The 17,500-nt window shown below is 29.1% G+C and carries 13 protein-coding genes, 1 tRNA gene and 2 rRNA genes (1 of these 16 only partly in view); 3 read left to right on the forward strand and 13 right to left on the reverse strand.

All coding sequences use genetic code 11. The features are described 5' to 3' along the window. Window positions 1–493 precede the first annotated feature (493 nt). Window positions 494–1,120 (forward strand): uracil-DNA glycosylase, encoded by a 627-nt coding sequence (locus ACFIJ5_RS17770; RefSeq protein WP_379809439.1) that lies wholly within the window; start codon window positions 494–496, stop codon window positions 1,118–1,120. 415 nt (window positions 1,121–1,535) lie between these two features. Here the strand turns inward: ACFIJ5_RS17770 and ACFIJ5_RS17775 are convergent, their stop codons facing one another. Continuing rightward, window positions 1,536–2,525 carry a biotin--[acetyl-CoA-carboxylase] ligase gene (locus ACFIJ5_RS17775; protein WP_379809441.1) on the reverse strand — a complete coding sequence of 330 codons (990 nt, stop codon included), beginning with the start codon at window positions 2,523–2,525 and terminating at the stop codon, window positions 1,536–1,538. Window positions 2,526–2,564: 39 nt separating this feature from the next. After that, window positions 2,565–2,996, reverse strand: a complete 432-nt coding sequence (gene dut, locus ACFIJ5_RS17780; protein ID WP_379809443.1) for a dUTP diphosphatase — start codon at window positions 2,994–2,996, stop codon at window positions 2,565–2,567. A gap of 157 nt (window positions 2,997–3,153) precedes the next feature. On the opposite strand from dut, the gene ACFIJ5_RS17785 reads away from it, so the two are divergent. Continuing rightward, window positions 3,154–4,338: an MFS transporter gene (locus ACFIJ5_RS17785; RefSeq protein ID WP_379809642.1), complete on the forward strand. Its 1,185-nt coding sequence runs from the start codon at window positions 3,154–3,156 to the stop codon at window positions 4,336–4,338. Between the two features lie 257 nt (window positions 4,339–4,595). On the opposite strand, the gene ACFIJ5_RS17790 is transcribed toward ACFIJ5_RS17785, so the two are convergent. The 8 genes from ACFIJ5_RS17790 to ACFIJ5_RS17825 all read right to left on the reverse strand — a co-directional run bounded on the left by ACFIJ5_RS17790 (window position 4,596) and on the right by ACFIJ5_RS17825 (window position 15,589). Beyond that, window positions 4,596–5,549, reverse strand: coding sequence for a zinc-binding metallopeptidase family protein (locus ACFIJ5_RS17790; protein ID WP_379809445.1), 954 nt, complete (start codon window positions 5,547–5,549; stop codon window positions 4,596–4,598). A gap of 105 nt (window positions 5,550–5,654) precedes the next feature. Beyond that, window positions 5,655–6,653, reverse strand: a complete 999-nt coding sequence (locus tag ACFIJ5_RS17795) for a M42 family metallopeptidase (RefSeq protein ID WP_379809447.1) — start codon at window positions 6,651–6,653, stop codon at window positions 5,655–5,657. Continuing rightward, on the reverse strand, window positions 6,644–7,684 hold the full coding sequence (locus ACFIJ5_RS17800; protein ID WP_379809449.1) for a M42 family metallopeptidase: 1,041 nt from the start codon (window positions 7,682–7,684) through the stop codon (window positions 6,644–6,646). Before ACFIJ5_RS17800 ends, ACFIJ5_RS17795 begins: the two co-directional genes overlap by 10 nt. A 290-nt stretch (window positions 7,685–7,974) precedes the next feature. After that, window positions 7,975–9,840: a cell wall-binding repeat-containing protein gene (locus tag ACFIJ5_RS17805; RefSeq protein ID WP_379809451.1), complete on the reverse strand. Its 1,866-nt coding sequence runs from the start codon at window positions 9,838–9,840 to the stop codon at window positions 7,975–7,977. 39 nt (window positions 9,841–9,879) lie between these two features. Further along, a complete protein-coding gene (locus ACFIJ5_RS17810) occupies window positions 9,880–11,046 on the reverse strand; it encodes a mechanosensitive ion channel family protein (protein WP_379809453.1) in 1,167 nt (388 codons plus the stop codon). A 273-nt stretch (window positions 11,047–11,319) separates the two neighbouring features. Next, window positions 11,320–12,810 carry a glycine betaine uptake BCCT transporter gene (locus ACFIJ5_RS17815; RefSeq protein ID WP_379809455.1) on the reverse strand — a complete coding sequence of 497 codons (1,491 nt, stop codon included), beginning with the start codon at window positions 12,808–12,810 and terminating at the stop codon, window positions 11,320–11,322. Between the two features lie 129 nt (window positions 12,811–12,939). Further along, entirely contained in the window at window positions 12,940–14,250 is a 1,311-nt protein-coding gene (gene grdH, locus ACFIJ5_RS17820; RefSeq protein ID WP_379809457.1) for a betaine reductase selenoprotein B, read from the reverse strand. 13 nt (window positions 14,251–14,263) lie between these two features. Further along, the gene (locus ACFIJ5_RS17825) at window positions 14,264–15,589 is read right to left on the reverse strand and encodes a glycine/sarcosine/betaine reductase component B subunit (RefSeq protein WP_379809459.1); all 1,326 of its coding nucleotides are present in this window, start codon (window positions 15,587–15,589) and stop codon (window positions 14,264–14,266) included. Window positions 15,590–15,900: 311 nt separating this feature from the next. On the opposite strand from ACFIJ5_RS17825, the gene ACFIJ5_RS17830 reads away from it, so the two are divergent. Continuing rightward, window positions 15,901–16,557, forward strand: a complete 657-nt coding sequence (locus tag ACFIJ5_RS17830) for a TetR/AcrR family transcriptional regulator (protein ID WP_379809461.1) — start codon at window positions 15,901–15,903, stop codon at window positions 16,555–16,557. Between the two features lie 167 nt (window positions 16,558–16,724). Here ACFIJ5_RS17830 and ACFIJ5_RS17835 read toward each other — a convergent pair. The 3 genes from ACFIJ5_RS17835 to ACFIJ5_RS17845 all read right to left on the reverse strand — a co-directional run. After that, window positions 16,725–16,800 (reverse strand) — tRNA-Lys (locus ACFIJ5_RS17835). Window positions 16,801–16,807: 7 nt separating this feature from the next. Beyond that, a 5S ribosomal RNA gene (rrf, locus tag ACFIJ5_RS17840) occupies window positions 16,808–16,924 on the reverse strand. A gap of 35 nt (window positions 16,925–16,959) precedes the next feature. Beyond that, window positions 16,960–17,500: ribosomal RNA gene (locus tag ACFIJ5_RS17845) — 23S ribosomal RNA — on the reverse strand (it continues 2,358 nt past the right edge of the window).

Here is a 17,500-nt window from a genome sequence, read left to right on the forward strand (position 1 = left end):
TCACTTAAATATAAAATGCTTTCAATTTTACTTACCTACTTACTTTATTACTATTTATATTTTGCTACTACTTATATTATGATGATTTTTATAAAACTACATTATTTATTTAAAAATCACTTTATCACATATAACTTTATCTATTTAAAACATGAGTATATATATATGTATTCAACACTTACTGTATTTTTCCTTTATATTCCATAAATCAATTTCTTATATATAATAAAAACTAAAAATAATTATATTCACTTTATATTATAATAATAAATAAGACTTAAATAATTTACTTTTATATTAACCTATATATCAATAACTTATATACTAAAACTATCAACAAGTCTAAGAAAATACATAACTAACCTTCAAAGACAGTGTTCAAAAAATATGAAATAAATAAGAAAGGAGAATGTTACCAAAACTAAGAACATTGCAAAGCTAAAAAAATTAAATAAAGTAACAGTTTTATAGATTTTGGTAACAGTATTTTACAATGACTTTAAAAGAAATCCAAAATAAAATAAAAGATATAAGTGATACTTACAAAAATGATGCTATTGGAGGGTGGATTACAGGTGATGGTCCTGTTCCATCTAATCTACTGTTTGTAGGAGAAGCCCCTGGGAAAAATGAAGTAGAAATGAAAAAACCTTTTGTAGGTATGGCTGGAAAAGCCTTTGAACATTACTTAAATTCTATTGGGATAGAAAGAAAAAATATTAGAATAACTAATACTTGTTTTTTTAGACCAATAAAAATTAAAATAAGTAAAACTGGAAGAGAATCTATAAGTAATAGGCCTCCAAAAATTTCGGAAATCAATTTATTTAGAAACATATTAGATGAAGAAATTAAACTTGTTAATCCAAAAATAATCATAACACTTGGAAATGTTCCTCTTAAAAGATTTACCAACTATAAAAATATAGGTTTATGTCACGGGCAATTATATTTTAATGAAGAATTAGGTAAATATATTTTCCCAATGTATCATCCTTCATCTTTAACATATAATAGAAAAGAAGAATTTAAAAAGACTTACGAAGAAGATTGGCAAAAATTAAAAAAAGTATTAAATAATGAGCTACCTCATCCACAAGATGCTTCAATTTCTTTGTAAAAATATTTTTCGTAATTTCTAAAATACAAGGCCAAAAAGTTTTACATAAAGTCTTATAAATTATATAACTCAACTTTCGCAGTACAAAAATACTGTCTAGCGAAGGGAAATGATATATTGCGTAAGAAACATTTGAACAAAGTTTACAAGTTCTTAGCTTTACGAATTTGAAAAAAGTTATTTTTTAATTACTGATTCCTACGGAATATTAATTAAAAAATCTTTTTTCAATATGAGTAAAGCTTAGAACTTGTTACTGAAGTGAAAGGTTTCTGAGCAAGATATCATTTCCCGTAGCGGCTATTTTTTACCTGCGAAAGTTGAATTATTTAAAAAATAAACCACAATATAATTTAAAATTATGCTGTGGTTTATTTTCATATATTAATATATATTTTTACCTAAGCTATGTTATCTAATCTACATATCCATATAATCCTCTAATAGAAACTTCTCCTGAAATAATTGCTTCTTCCTTTCCATTTTTTAGTCTTACAATTAATCTTCCCTCTCTATCTATGTTTATAGCTTTAGCTTTTTTCACCTCATTTTTTCCTATAAGCTGAATTTCTTTTCCTAATAGTATTGACTTTTCTCTACACACTTCTAGAGATTTTTCTATATCTTCTTCTCTGACAAAGCTATTATATAATTCCTCAAAATAATTTAATATCTTAGCTACTAAAATTTTTCTATCAATAGCTTTACCTTCTTCTATTTTAATAGACGTTGCTATATCTCTAAGCTCTATTGGATAATCTTCTTCATCTAAATTTACATTTATACCCATACCCATTACTACATAATTTATCTTATCTAACTCTCCGCTCATTTCTGTAAGAATACCACATATTTTTTTATTGTTTACTACTATATCATTAGGCCATTTGATCTTTGCATCTATCCCCATCTCACATATAGCTTTTACTGCAGCTGCAGCTGCTACTTGAGTAACCATACAAACTCTCATAGGATCTATATCTGGTCTTAAAATTACTGACATCCATATACCTTTATTTTTAGGTGACGTCCAGTTTCTACCTAATCTTCCTTTACCAGCAGTCTGCTCTTCTGATATAACTACAGTTCCTTCTTTTTCTCCATTAGCTGCTATCTCTTTAGCCTTTATGTTAGTTGAATCAATTGTATCAAAATGGACTATATTTTTACCTATAACTTTTGTATCTAATTTATCAACTATTTCTTCTTGTGTAAGTATATCTGGAGAAGATATTATCCTATAACCTTTTCTAGATATAGATTCTATTTGATATCCATCTTCTTTTATTTGATTTATGTATTTCCATATAGCAGTTCGAGTTACTCCTAATTCATCACTTATTTTTTGTCCAGAAATAAATTTATCTCCAGAACCTTTTAATAATTGAAGTATTTTATGTTTCATAACATTTCACCTTCTTATATTATGTACGTTTAATTTTCTTTAAACTCCCGTTGAACCAAATCCGCCTTCTCCTCTTTCTGTAGAAGAAAGTTCATCTACTTTTTGTACTTGCACAACTAATACAGGCTTAATAACCATTTGAGCTATTTTCATTCCTTTTTCTACACTAAATGTATTTTTCCCATGATTAATTAATATTACCCCAATTTCTCCCCTATAGCCTTCGTCTATAGTTCCTGGAGTATTTAACACTGTAATTTGATTTTTTAAAGCCAATCCACTTCTAGGTCTTATTTGCGCTTCTGTTCCTTTGGGAAGCTCTATACTAATACCTGTATGAATAAGTTTTGACTCTCCTGGCAAAATTTCAATTTCATCTATAGAAAATAAATCTAATCCTGCATCTCCTTCATGAGCATATTCTGGAAGTTTTGCATTTTTATCTAATAATTTAATGTATAACTTATCCATCATTGTTCTCCTTTCACTAATTCATACTAATGAAATTAACTATGAATTAATTATATACTTTCCCTAATTTAATTATAACATAAAATATATAGAAAATTATAGACTGTTTTTGTAAATATATTCCTTGTATAATTATATATACATTGATACTTTGGAGGTGTTCATTATCAACAAGACTTTAAGAAATAAAAATTTTATGTTATTAAGTATCGGATCATTCATATCATGTATTGGAGACTTTTTGTACAACATAGGTTTAACAATTTATCTTTACAACATTACAAACTCTATAAATTCCATAGCACTTATGTGGTTATCTCGTGGTATTTTAAGAATTCCTGTCCAATATTTATCAGGAGTTATTGCAGATGAGTATAATAAAAGAAAAATAATTATATATTCTAATTTGATTAGTGTACCAATTGCTTTCTCATTAATATTTGTAAATGAAAAAAATTTGTGGATTGCTTTCATTATTGCTTTTCTTCTTCAATCACTTAACGATATTGATATGTGTTCTGAAAATGCTATATTTCCACATCTAGTTTTAAAAAATGATCTGGCATATTGTAATTCTATATTCTCGTTTTTAGGATCCATAAGTATTTTTCTATCTCCTGCATTAGGTGGGATTATATATAAATTTTTAGGAATTAAAACTTTATTTATAATTAATTCTTTGAGCTTTTTAACAGCAGGTATTCTATTTACATTTATAAAATATAACCATCAAAAAACAATACAAAGACAAAGGAAAATAGATATTTTTAAAAGTGGAATTGAAGGTCTTAAAATTTTATACCATTATAAAAATGTTAAATTAATCTTTTCAATTGTATCTATTTATGCTATATTGGGTAGATTTTATGAAATTTACAAGGTAGCTGTGTCAGATGTACTTTTGAATCTAAATGCAGAAGGAATAATATATTTTAATTATTCTTTGGCTCTAGGCGGTCTTTTAGTACCCTTTTTAATAAAACTATTATCTAAACATAAGGATATTTTAATTTTCTTACTATCCACTGGAATAATAAGCATCTCATATATTATATTTGGTTATTCACACAATTACGTAATTACCTTAAGCATACTTATAGTGTTGGGCTTATGTGAAAGTATTCAAAGTATATATTGTAAAACTATAATACAAAAAAATATTCCTAAGGAATATCTAGGACGAATTTTTTCTTCATATAAAATGTTGTTAACTCTATTTTCTATCATCGGTATTTTATCTGCTAGTCCTTTGTATAATAGCATTGGAATAGGTAATTCATTTTTATTAATGAGTATTTTATTACTTGTATTATGTGGCTTATCTCTAAAAAAAATTACCTAAAAGCAAAATGCTTTCTTTAGAATCTATAATCTAGTAATTCACTATTTTCCACTATCATATAATTTAACTAATTTACACATGTCAATGTCAACCACATAAATAAACGGAGTTGTCGCATTAAGAAATCTACATATAATATATTGTTTTTCAAATTTAAAATCAGCAGTATTTACTCTTAGTGCGACATCCCCTATCTTAAATTTAACTTTATAAAATCTCCCTCAACTTGGTTACATTAATGTAATAACTTCTTCTAATTATAATAAAATTGTATTTATTAATTCTATAGTATCTTTAATATCCTTCATATGAATTACTTCACTTGAAGTATATTTGTATCTACAAGGTATTGAAATAACTCCTGTTTTAATTCCTCCTACTTCTTTGTGTATACATCCCCCATCAGTACTGCTTTTAGAAACATTATACTGAATTTTAACCTTTGCCTTTTCTGCTGCATCATCTATTATTTTCTTTATTTCATTATCTATTATTAAAGTTCTATCCATAATACTAACTACCGGTCCATTACCAAGTCTTACTTTATTATCCCCTGAAGCAGTATCATCTGCATCTTCACAATCCAATACTATACAGTAGTCAGGTTCTATTGCAAAAGCTGCAGCTCTAGCCCCTCTACCTCCTAGTTCTTTTTGTGTTGAGAATACAAAATAAACTTCTTTATTAAGATCTTTCATTTCCTTTATAACTTTTAAAAGTACATAAACTCCTATTCTATCAAGATTTGAAGCTATAATTTTTTCTCTACGCTCTAAAATTTCTCCACTTAAACAAGCTACATCTCCTTCTTTAATTTCTTTAAGTACCTCTTCTCTATTTTCCATACATAAGTCTATAAATAAATCTCTTTCTTCTGGATTATTCTTGCTTGCACATAGTTTACCTTTTAATCCACTTTCAAACCTAACAATATTATTTATTGAGTTTTTAAAATCAACTTCTCCCACTTTACCTACTCTTAAAAATCCATCATCCTGTATATACGTTGTCATAAATCCTACTGTATCCATATGAGCACAAACCATAATTTTTTCACTACCCTGCCCCATCTTAACAATTAAATTTCCAAGTTTATCTTGTCTGATTTCACATTTTACATCTTTAATTTCTTCCTTTATAATTTCTCTAACCTCATTTTCATGTCCACTACCACCAAAAGCATTTATTAATTTATATAAAATATTATCCACATTAATTCCTCCAATCTAATTTATCCACAGCACTATAAAAAAGTTATTAAACTATCCACATGTTATCCTTAAATCCTTAATATCTTCCAAAGTTATCAACAGCTCTTATAGAGTTTTTAAATATTCTTTCATTAGTTTTACTGTATTTTCATAATCATCTAAACTTGTTGATGAAATAGAAGAGTGAATATATCTGCAAGGTACTGATACAGTAGCTACTTTAGCTCCATTACCTACAGTATGAATAGCTCCAGCATCATTTCCTCCTGCAATAGCTCTTCTTTTCTGATATAATATGTTGTTTTCTTCTGCAGCCTTTATAATATCCTTTGTTATATCACTATCAAAAATACTTGTCCTATCCATTATAGATATAGCAGGTCCTTTTCCTATTTCTGTAGCACGTAAATACTTTGGTACACCTGGCATATCCGCACATATAGTTCCTTCCAGAGCAATTCCAATATCAGGTTGAATATTATATGCTGAAACAAAAGCACCTCTTTCTCCTACCTCTTCTTGAACATTAAATACTCCATATAAGTCACAATTATAATTTTCTTTTAATATTTCTATAAGAACCGCACAACCCATTCTATCATCAAAGGCTTTACCCTTGATCATACCTTCTCCGTAATAACTAAATTTTGTATCAAATATAGCATACTCTCCTAGAGCTACTAATTTTTTTGTTTGATTTTTATTATTAGAACCAATGTCAATACAACACTCATCATAGCTTATTGCTTTTTTTCTTTCATCTTTACTTTGAAGATGTATTGGTTTAAGACCTATAACTCCAGGAATCTTATCTTCTCCAATAAGTACTACTTTAGAAGGTATTATTTTAGCATTTATACCTCCAAGAGCTGAAAATTTCAAAGTTCCATCTTCATTATATCCTGTAATTATAAAACCTACTTCATCCATATGAGCATCAACTACTACTTTTTTACCTTTTCCTTTTTTGTGAGCTATAATATTTCCCATTACATCTATTTTTATTTCATCAACATAATCTTTTATCTCTTCTTTTATTATTCTTCTAACATCTCCTTCATATCCTGAAGGTCCTACTGCATTACATAATTTTTCTAGAAGCATAATAATTCCTCCACTTCATCCTCTTTAATTTCTTCTATAAATTTAGCAATTAATTTTCCTGTATTTTTAATATCACCCATATTAGCAACTTCTACAGAAGTATGCATATATTTTTCTGGAATTGATATTAACAAAGTAGGTATTCCTCCTCTTGTTATTTGAATATCCCAAGCATCAGTACCTGTATTCCCTGGTTCTACTTCTACGTTATAAGATATATCATATTTATTGGCTGTATCCATAATTCTTTTTCTAAATTTAGGATGAATATTAGGTCCTATACATATAACTGGTCCTCCACCAATTTTATTTTCTTTATGCTTTTCTCCCATTGGTCCATTATCAAAAGTTACATCAATAGCAATAGCCATATCTGGTTTTATATCATAACTTGCCATTTTAGCACCTCTATGACCTACTTCTTCTTGACAAGAACATACAAAATACACATCTAAATCATGCTGAATATTTTCAAGTTCTTTTGCACAACTATACATAGAAACAATAGCTGCTCTATCATCTATTGCTTTACAAGTTACATTATTATTTAAAAGTTCATAAAAATCTCTTTTTAATGTTACAAAATCACCTACATTAACAATTTTTTTTAACTTTTCTGTACTATAGCCAGTATCAATCATAAGTTTATCTGCATCTACTGCTTTGCTCCTTTCATCTTCATTCATAAGATGTGGAGGTTTGATACCTATAATTCCTTCTATATCTTCTTTTCCATGTACTATTACTTCTTGAGAAACTAATGTCTTTGGATCTATTCCTTTAGGCTGAAATTTTAAAAATCCTTTTTCACATATTTCTGTTATCATTAAAAATACTTCATCAGCATGTCCCATGAGCATTATACTTTTATTACCCTTACCTGTTTTGTGTATGTAAATGTTATTTAATTTCCCATACTTTACTTCTCCATACTCTTCAAAAGCCTCTTCTATTTTATTATGAATCCAGTTTTCTCGCCCACTTGGAGCATGCGATGTACACAATGTTTTTAATAATTGAATTTCATTCATACTGTCATCTCCTTATAGAAAATTCAAAAAATTCTCTTCATACTATCTGTTGTATTCTATAATTGTTTTAGTATTTCCTTCTCTAACAAACATAAAGACATCTGTTTGTATTATATTCAATTTACTACTTTTTCAAGTAATAAACTTCATTAAAACTTTATACTTACTTAAATTAAATAATGGGGCTGTCGCACTAAAAGTAAATCCTACAATACATTGTGTTGATTTAAAAATTGAAAAACAATATATTGTATATAAATTTCTTAATGCGACAGCCCCATATCATACACTTATTTAATTTCTGTTATATAAATATCCTTTGTTATCTTTGGCTTTTCATATCCAATCCAAGAATATGTAAGACTAGTATTACGAGCATATCCTTCAATAAAATGTCCTGCCTTAGGTAATTTAGCAAATTGATTATATGCTGGTACTTGTTTTCCATTCAAATAATATATAAATGTAGGTTCCACAACTATCCATCCATACTCTGGTATATAAAACTCTGCCCAAGCATGTCCATAAGAATTTACTAATAAAGGTTTATCTAAACTATCATCTTGAATCCAATAACCGTAAACAACTCTTGCAGGAATTCTTTGAGCTCTACACATAGCAACAAACAAATCTGCATAGTCTTCACATACTCCTGCCTTTGTCTTTAATGCATTTAATGCTCCTTTATTTCCTTCCCAAATATCATAACTTAATGTAGTATTTACATATTCGAATATCTTTTTAGCTTTCATATAAGGATTATTTTCTGAACCCACAACTTCTTTTGATTTACTTATTATTGAACTATTATTACTTTCTATTTTTTTCTCTGGTGAAGTATACTTTGCATAATTATTAAAAGAACTGTAATTTCCAGAAGTTTGTGAAAGATCTCCATTATACTTTAGTGTTCCTTGCTTAAAAGTTCTTACTACTTCATACTTCATACTTTGTCCACTTTTTAGACTTGGAATATAAATCTTTCCTTCTTTTTCTCCGTAAGCATTATTAATAATACTTATGCCATTACCATTAACACTTAATTTTTCATCCTTCTGATAAGGAGAGTTATTTATTTTACCTATGTTATCTTTTATAGTAACACTATTAATATTGGTTTCACTATTATTAGTAACAGTAATTACCTGTTTCATTTGGAAAGTCTTTTCATTAGAAATAGTATATAAACTATTATAAAAAATCTTAGTCAGAGCACTACTTGATACTGCTCCTTCTCCACCAAGTATATAAATATTTACATTAGATTGTTTCTCGTTTTGTATAAACTTACGTATATCTACAGTTGGATTATTATCTGTTAAAACAACTATAGATGAATTTTTAGATGCTAATGATGAACCTGCAAGTGCATCTGGAAAATTATTTCCTGAAGCAACATATACTTTACTATAGCTATTTATTTCACTAGAAAACCTATTTATTATTTTTATATTAGTTTCATATCTATTGCTTCCATAAATTCTTTCAGGGTTATGAAAATTATTTTCAACTTGACTACTTATTACTTTAGGTCCACCTAATATATAAGTTTTATTTACCTCAGTATTTTGTAATAAATATTCTTTTAAATAATTATCTATATTATTAGTATCACATAACAATATAGGCATATGCTTAATTGAAGCAACAGCACCCATTGAAAGTGCATCTGGGAAATTTCTACCTGTAGAAACAACCACTTCTGAACTTGCACCTAATTTTTGGGCTATTTTTACAGAAGTTTCATATCTATTTTTACCTTCTATTCTTTCACAAGTTATTCCAAGTGCACTTATTTCATTTTTAATATTATCAGATATAGCTCCCTTACCGCCTATTATATATACTTTTTTAGTACCTAATCTAACTATTTCGTTTTTTACATTAGAATCTAATTTAGTTTTACCATTTAGTAAAATAGGAGAATTATATTTTTTAGCTAATGGTGTAGCACAAAGTGCATCTGGAAAGTCATCTCCTGTTGCTAAAATTACTACATCCGACTTATCCCAACCATTTTGAGAAATTTGTACAGAAGTTAAATACCTATTATTTCCCCATATTCTAGTATAATTTTGTGCTAATACTATATTATTAAAATTAAATAAAATAGTAGCAATTATAAAAATTAAAATACTTCTCAAGTTTTTTTTCATCTTGTCACCTCTTTTGTAAATTTTGAATAAAATTTATCTTTAGCTATTTTTATCAATAAATTTATTTTTTTCATTAATATTTCCTTTCACATTAATAGGAGTCTCTACATATATACTAGTACTTGGGAAAGCCATAGATACTTGCTCTTTTTCAAATATTTCCATAATTTTAAAATTTATATTTTCTTTAATTTCTAGGTATTTAGCTAATTCAGAAGTATTAACAAAAAAGTATAATAATATATCTAAACTACTATCATTAAATTTATTAAAATTAACCAATATTGTTTCTTTACTTACATCTTCATGTTTTTTCAGCATTTCTTTCATTTCTTCTACACACTTTTTGATCTTATAACTTGGAGTATCATAAGTAACACCTATATTAAAATTTATTCTTCTATTACCTCTTCTACTCCAATTAGTTATTGGCTCATTTGCAAGTGTTGAATTTGGAACTGTAACTAATCCTTTTTCAAAATTTCTTATTTTAGTACTTCTAAAAGATATATCTTCTATAGTTCCTTCTACACTTGTAGTTTTTATCCAATCACCAATATTAAAAGGCTTATCTAATAAAATAATTATCCCTCCAACAATATTAGCTGCAGTATCTTTAGCTGCTAATGCAAATGCAAGACCACCAAGACCAAGACCTGCTATAAATCCCTGAATATCATATCCCCATTTCTCAATTACTATAATTGCTGCAAAAGCTACTATTATAAATCTAATTACTTTTGCAATAAAAGGAAATAATATCTTATCCATGTTAATATCAAATTTTTTCTGCATTTTTTCAAATAATACAGATGACGTATTCGTTAAATTATAACATCCCCATGCAATAAGTATTATAACTGCAGAACTAAAAAAGTTTTGTAAAAATACTGATGCTATATACTTACTTCCTAATATTTTTATTCTTAAATATACTATAGATGTATATAAACCAAGAACTATAAAAAATAGATTAAGAGGTTTCTGAAAAGCTAAAAACATCTTAGTATTTAACTTTGTCTTAGTCCTGCTTAAAATTTTTAATATTAACTTAAAAATATATTTTGTAAAAAATTTTCTAAGTAATATAAAAAATAGGAATATTAAAATTGCTATTGCAACTATTTTAAGATTATCATAAGAAAAATAATCTACTATACCATTTACCTTTTGAGCAAAAACTGAATTAGAAAATACCTCACTCAATCGATGTCCCCCCTTTTTTCTACATTCTAAAATTATGAAAGCATAAAGTACCCATTATACTTATATACTTATTTTAAGAAATTATCTAAAATTTATCAATGATAATAATAATAAAATACATTTATATAATATACTTCGTATACTAATTTATACTTATTACATAAAAAATATACACCTAAGCAAAAGCTTAGGTGTATCGCTGAATTTTTTAGGGAAATTTTATTTATTTTAAAGTAGTTCATTAACTATAATTAAATCTTCACTTGTATTTATTTAAATCTTTTCTTCTCTTAAAGCTTTAACTAAAGAAATACAAGCAAATATCATAACAAAAATAAATGGAAACGCTGCTGCTACTGAAGCTGTTTGTAATGCCTTCAATCCACCTGCAAGTAAAAGTGCTGTTGCAAGTAATGATTGAACAAGTCCCCATAATATTTTCTTTTTATTACTTGGATTTAAATTTCCTTCTGATGTAAACATTCCTAAAACAAATGTTGCTGAATTAGCTGATGTAATAAAGAATGTACATAATAAGAATATTGCTATTATCGAAAGAATTGTTCCAAGCGGATAATTTTTCATTACAACGAATAGTGCAGTTTCTGTCTTAACTGATTGAAGTGCACTTAAACTTAATTTTTTAGTAATTCCAAGATTTATACCTAGTGTTCCAAATATTGAGAACCATACGAAAGATGCCAATGATGGTGCAATTATAACGCCCATCACAAATTCTCTAATTGTTCTACCTTTTGAAATACGTGCAATAAACGAACCAACGAATGGAGCCCATGCTATCCACCAAGCCCAATAAAATACTGTCCAACCGCTTATCCATGTATTATCCCCAAAAGCTTTTATATTTAAACTATCATATACAAAAGTATTTAGATAATCTCCAAAACTATTAACGAATGAATTTAATATTGTTATTTTAGGTCCTACTAAAAAAGCTCCAATTACTAATATACCTGCTGCCCACAAGTTAATGTCAGAAAGTAATTTTATTCCCTTTTCAATTCCACTAACAGCAGTCCATATGAATATTACTGTAACAATACCTATTATAATTACTTGAACTAACTGAGTTTCTGGTATTTTAAATAAATAATTAAGTCCTCCATTTATCTGTAATGTTCCCATTCCTAATGATGTAGCAACACCTGCTACTGTAGCAAAGACTGCAAGTACATCTATTAATTTTCCTATGGGTCCTTTTACTCCTTCTTCACCTAATAATGGTGTAAATATACTACTTATTAATCCTGGTTTATTTTTTCTAAATTGGAAATATGCAAGAGCTAAGCCTATTATGCTGTAATTTGCCCAAGGATGAAATCCCCAATGCTTAAAAGATGCTTTTAATGCAAACTCGGCTGCTTCTGAAGTTCCTGGCTGTATGCCTACTGGTGGTGTTGAAAAATGAGCTAATGGTTCTGCTACACCCCAAAATACTAATCCTATACCCATGCCAGCTCCAAATAACATTGCAAACCAAGAAGTGGTACTAAACTCTGGCTTTGAGTCATCTGGACCAAGTTTTATTTTCCCATATTTACTAAAAGCTAATATTAATGCAAATATTACGAAAATTAACATTGACAAAAGATATGTCCAACCAAAATTAACAGATAAGAAATCATATAGTGTATTTGCAAAATTGTTAAAATGTTCTTTAAACACAATACCCCATAAAACTATGGCAAAAGTTATTATTAATGATATATAAAATACTTTATTATCCTTTTGTTTTTCTATCATATATTTTCCTTATAGTGCAAAACTATTTTGTAAACATTCAGTAAGTTCTACCTATAAGACTCCTCCCTTCTTTCTTAAAGTTTGGATTTCTTATAATGTTCTCTCGCCTTATTAGGCGAGAGAATATTGTTAAAATTTTACTTTAAAAACTGTTTGTTCATCAATATCTGTAGTAAGAGAATCTAATGCAACTCCGACTCTGTAATAACGTAATTTCCATTGTTCTTCCTTTGTAGTTGCCGGATCTCCTAATGGATATGGTATTGATATTGTTGGTACAATTCTATTAGAACCTACTGTTTTAGCAACTGGAATTAGATTAGCCATTTGAACTATTGTGAAACCTGCTCTTTCAATTTCTTTAACCATCGTTGCACCGCAACGTGTACAAGTTCCTCATGTAGAAACCATTATAACTCCATCTACATTATCTTCTCTTAAATATTCTACAATTTCTTTAGCCATTCTTGCTGCTTCTGCTTGAGTAGTTCCTGTTCCAACTGTTGTATAGAAATAATCATGAAGGCTTCCTATTTTTCCTTCTTTTTCATATTCTCTAAGTGCATCTATTGGAGCTATAACATCTGGATCTGCATCTGCTGCTGCTGGATCAAATCCTGCATGAATTGTCTTATATACTCCACCCTCTAAATCGTCTACACCTGCAATATTATATCTTCCCCATCTAGTAGCTGAAGCTGATTGAATTCTATCTGGATTATCAACAGGCACTATACCACCTGTATTAACAAGAGCTATTTTAGCTTTACTTAAATCTTTTATAGCAGGTGCTATAGGTACTCTATCTAACTTAGGAATTGGAAGTTCTGATACAAACTCTTCTCCATTTAACTTCTTAAGAAGCATTTCAACAACTCTATCAGCTGCTGGCTTACCATCTTCAAGCCAAACCTGATGTCTTATACCTCTTCCGTAATATCCTTCCTCTTCAGCACTTAGAAGTTTTTCTCCTTCTAATATTTTATTACCAAATTTAGCCATAGATTTTATATCTGATCTCATCTTAGCTGCACTATGTCCACCTTTAAATATATACATTTCTTTTCTAAACATCTCAACACCAGGATTTTCTATATGCATAGAAGTTATTACTGGTACATTAAATTTTTCTTTTACCGCTTTACAAATATGACCACAAGCAGCTCCATATCTACCTGCTTGGAATGCTGGTCCAGCAAAGAAAATGTCAAACTCTAAACCTTCTAATCCTTCTATTATTCTTTTTACAGCTTCATCTTTATTAGATCCTATAAAGTTATCTCCGCATATTATAGTATGAGTAACTTCTGCATTTAATTCTTTATTTAACTGCATTGCAGGTCCTACTAATCCTTCTTTTATTATTGGTTCAAAATCAGCCTTATCTTCTCCACCGATTTGTCCAAAGAATTGATTTAAATACATTATTGCCTTTTTCATCTATAACACCTCCCTAGAATTCTTTCATTGTCTTAGGTGACCATCCAATTACTTGATCTCCACAGAACATAGCATTATTTTCCATAACAATTGATCCATCTGGTTTAACTGAAGGTCCTAAAATTTCATCTCCAGCCCATCCTCCTGAAAGTCCATCTCTTGCTAAAGCTTCTAACTCTCCAATAACAGTTTCCATAGGAGGTAATTCTATAAGTTCCGAAACATTACCACATGAAACAATTGCATTTGCTTTTTCATCTAGAGTTACTAATGGTTGAGAATTTCCATCTCTACCTGTACATTCATTTGTTATACCTATTGTTTTCACTCCTGCATCTTCTAATGCAACAACACAAGCTATAAAGTCTGCATCTGGATTTCCATAACCCTCTTCTGCTACTATAGCTCCATCTGCACCTAAAGATTTAGCCATTTGTGCTACAAATAAAGCTGCTCTTTCTTTTTGTTCAAGTGCAACATTAAGATTTGACATAATAACACCTAAGAAATTAATAGTTTTTCCATGTTCTTTATATAATCTTTTTATTGTTGGACAGTTTTGGAAATCATAAGTTGACCATTTTGATGAACATGGCATAAAGCTACCTGAAATAATTGCTCCATCTAAAACCTCATTAGGATTCATAAATGTAGGAACCATTCTATTTGTATCCCATCCATATAGCAAGTCATTATATCCTAAGTCTTCCATTTGAGATTGAGGCTGCATTACATATACAACACTTGGTAATTTTTTTATTTCTTCATTCCTTTTTGTTACTGCTTCCAATTCATATGTTTCTATTTCCTCTGGTTCTAAATCCTTTACACATTGTGCAATAAATTCAGCTAATTTATGTCCTGCCTGTCTTAAAGCCCTATTTTTCTTTTGTTGTTCTCTTTTTTCAAACTCTTCATCAGTATCTCCAACAAGTACTATGTTTTTTAACTGTGAAAAATATGTGTATTTAGCTCCTTCCCCACTCATATCTATTAATCCATCCTGGAAGCCACCCCAGTGTCTACCTACTACTAATACTGAAGTACCTTTAAGGGCATGTGTTCTTCCATTCCCTGCTTGGGAAAGTTCTCCAGTATAACCTGGAAATAATGTATCACCATTTATTTTTATTCTTGGTTCGATAGCTTCTTTTACTGGTACTAAACGAACTTTATCACCTGGTTTAACTATCATTAAATCAGCTTCTACAATATGTTCATCTTCAAATACAAAATCTAAAGCTTCTTGTTTATTTATTGTCAATATTCCATCTTTATAAAATGTCTTATCGCCAAAGATTACATCTTTAACATAAAAATTGCCTATTTCCAATTTCATTTTTTTGCACTCCTTTCATTATAACAAACAGTATAATCGTTTACATTTAGTCCACAAAACTTAATTCTTTTAGAATGCAATCACTATAAAAAAATTATTTGTTACTTTCCATTACTATTTGTTACTTTTTATTGTTTAGATTATAACATACTTATGATTATATTAACAATTTGATTATTCTATAATCATGATTAGTTTTTTAAATAGTTATTTTTTTTTAAATTATATGATAATTTTAATTTTCATTTTGTTTAATACTATGTTATAATAAATTGTTTGAAATACTAATTTTTTTAACAAGGTGATTACATATGGACAAAAAATTATTACAAAAAAGACGAATTATGGGGTATTTTATTGATGCTACAAATCAAATCATAGAAAATGATGGACTAGAAAATGTTACAATTCGAAAAGTAGCTGATATAGCTGGTTATAATAGTTCAACACTATATAACTATTTTAAAAATTTAGATCATTTGATTCTATTTTCTTCTATGAAGTATCTTAAAGATTATACTAAAAATTTACATAAGTATATAAAAAATACACATAATTCTTTAGAAAGATACTTTGCAATCTGGGAATGTTTTTGTTATTATTCTTTTAATAACCCTAAAATTTATAATTTAATATTTTTTTCTAAATTTAGTAATTCATTAAATTCAACTATTAAAGAATATTATTCTATTTTCCCTGATGAACTAGATAATGCAACTACTGATCTAAATAAAATGTTATTAGGTAATACTATTTATGAAAGAGCTTTATCTATATTAAAAGATTGTGCAAATGATGGGTATATTATTCATGAAAATTTAAAAGAAATTAATGAAATGACTATATTAATTTATCAAAGCATATTAAATAATTTATTAAATCATAATTCCAGTGATACAATAGATGAATGTATCAAAAAAGCCTTAAAATATTTTAAACAAATTATCAAATCATATCAAATTATATGATTTTGCAATTTATAACTTTTAAATAAAAAACCATCAGCTTAGCTGGTGGTTTTCTAATTTACATAAACTTGTCATCAATTGAATTTACTTAACTTTAAACTGATGAATTCTTAAAAAAATTTATAATTTCCTAAATAAAAAAACACCACTTAAAAAGTGATGTTTTTTGGTGATCTACCGGGGAATCGAACCCCGGACACCATGATTAAAAGTCATGTGCTCTACCAACTGAGCTAGTAAATCATATCTTACCTGGCGACGACCTACTCTTCCACAGGGCTTCCCCTGCAGTACCATCGGCGCTTCAAAGCTTAACCGTCCTGTTCGGAATGGGAAGGGGTGTTACCTTTGAGCCATAATCACCAGATTATTGTTCTTTCAAAATTGCACAGTGTTAATTATTTGGTCAAGCCCTCGACTTATTAGTATCAGTCAGCTTAACATGTTACCACGCTTACACCTCTGACCTATCAACCTGGTAGTCTTCCAGGAGTCTTACTAGCTTACGCTATGGGAAATCTAATCTTGAGGTGGGCTTCACGCTTAGATGCTTTCAGCGTTTATCCCGTCCCAACATAGCTACCCAGCTATGCCATTGGCATGACAACTGGTGCACCAGAGGTTGGTCCATCCCGGTCCTCTCGTACTAAGGACAGCTCCTCTCAAATTTCCTACGCCCGCGACGGAAAGGGACCGAACTGTCTCACGACGTTCTGAACCCAGCTCGCGTGCCACTTTAATGGGCGAACAGCCCAACCCTTGGGACCGACTTCAGCCCCAGGATGTGACGAGCCGACATCGAGGTGCCAAACCTCCCCGTCGATGTGGACTCTTGGGGGAGATCAGCCTGTTATCCCCGAGGTAGCTTTTATCCGTTGAGCGATGGCCCTCCCACGAGGAACCACCGGATCACTAAGCCCGACTTTCGTCCCTGCTCCACTTG

This window comes from Haloimpatiens myeolchijeotgali, assembly GCF_042688525.2.
Classification (GTDB): Bacteria; Bacillota; Clostridia; order Clostridiales; family Clostridiaceae; genus Haloimpatiens.

Excerpts from the sequence above, each read along its gene's own strand:
- ACFIJ5_RS17770 (WP_379809439.1), top strand. The coding sequence starts at position 494 with ATGACTTTAAAAGAAATCCAAAATAAAATAAAAGATATAAGTGATACT.
- ACFIJ5_RS17775 (WP_379809441.1), bottom strand. The coding sequence starts at position 2,525 with ATGAAACATAAAATACTTCAATTATTAAAAGGTTCTGGAGATAAATTT.
- dut (WP_379809443.1), bottom strand. The coding sequence starts at position 2,996 with ATGGATAAGTTATACATTAAATTATTAGATAAAAATGCAAAACTTCCA.
- ACFIJ5_RS17795 (WP_379809447.1), bottom strand. The coding sequence starts at position 6,653 with ATGCTTCTAGAAAAATTATGTAATGCAGTAGGACCTTCAGGATATGAA.
- ACFIJ5_RS17800 (WP_379809449.1), bottom strand. The coding sequence starts at position 7,684 with ATGAATGAAATTCAATTATTAAAAACATTGTGTACATCGCATGCTCCA.
- ACFIJ5_RS17805 (WP_379809451.1), bottom strand. The coding sequence starts at position 9,840 with ATGAAAAAAAACTTGAGAAGTATTTTAATTTTTATAATTGCTACTATT.
- ACFIJ5_RS17815 (WP_379809455.1), bottom strand. The coding sequence starts at position 12,810 with ATGATAGAAAAACAAAAGGATAATAAAGTATTTTATATATCATTAATA.
- ACFIJ5_RS17825 (WP_379809459.1), bottom strand. The coding sequence starts at position 15,589 with ATGAAATTGGAAATAGGCAATTTTTATGTTAAAGATGTAATCTTTGGC.
- ACFIJ5_RS17830 (WP_379809461.1), top strand. The coding sequence starts at position 15,901 with ATGGACAAAAAATTATTACAAAAAAGACGAATTATGGGGTATTTTATT.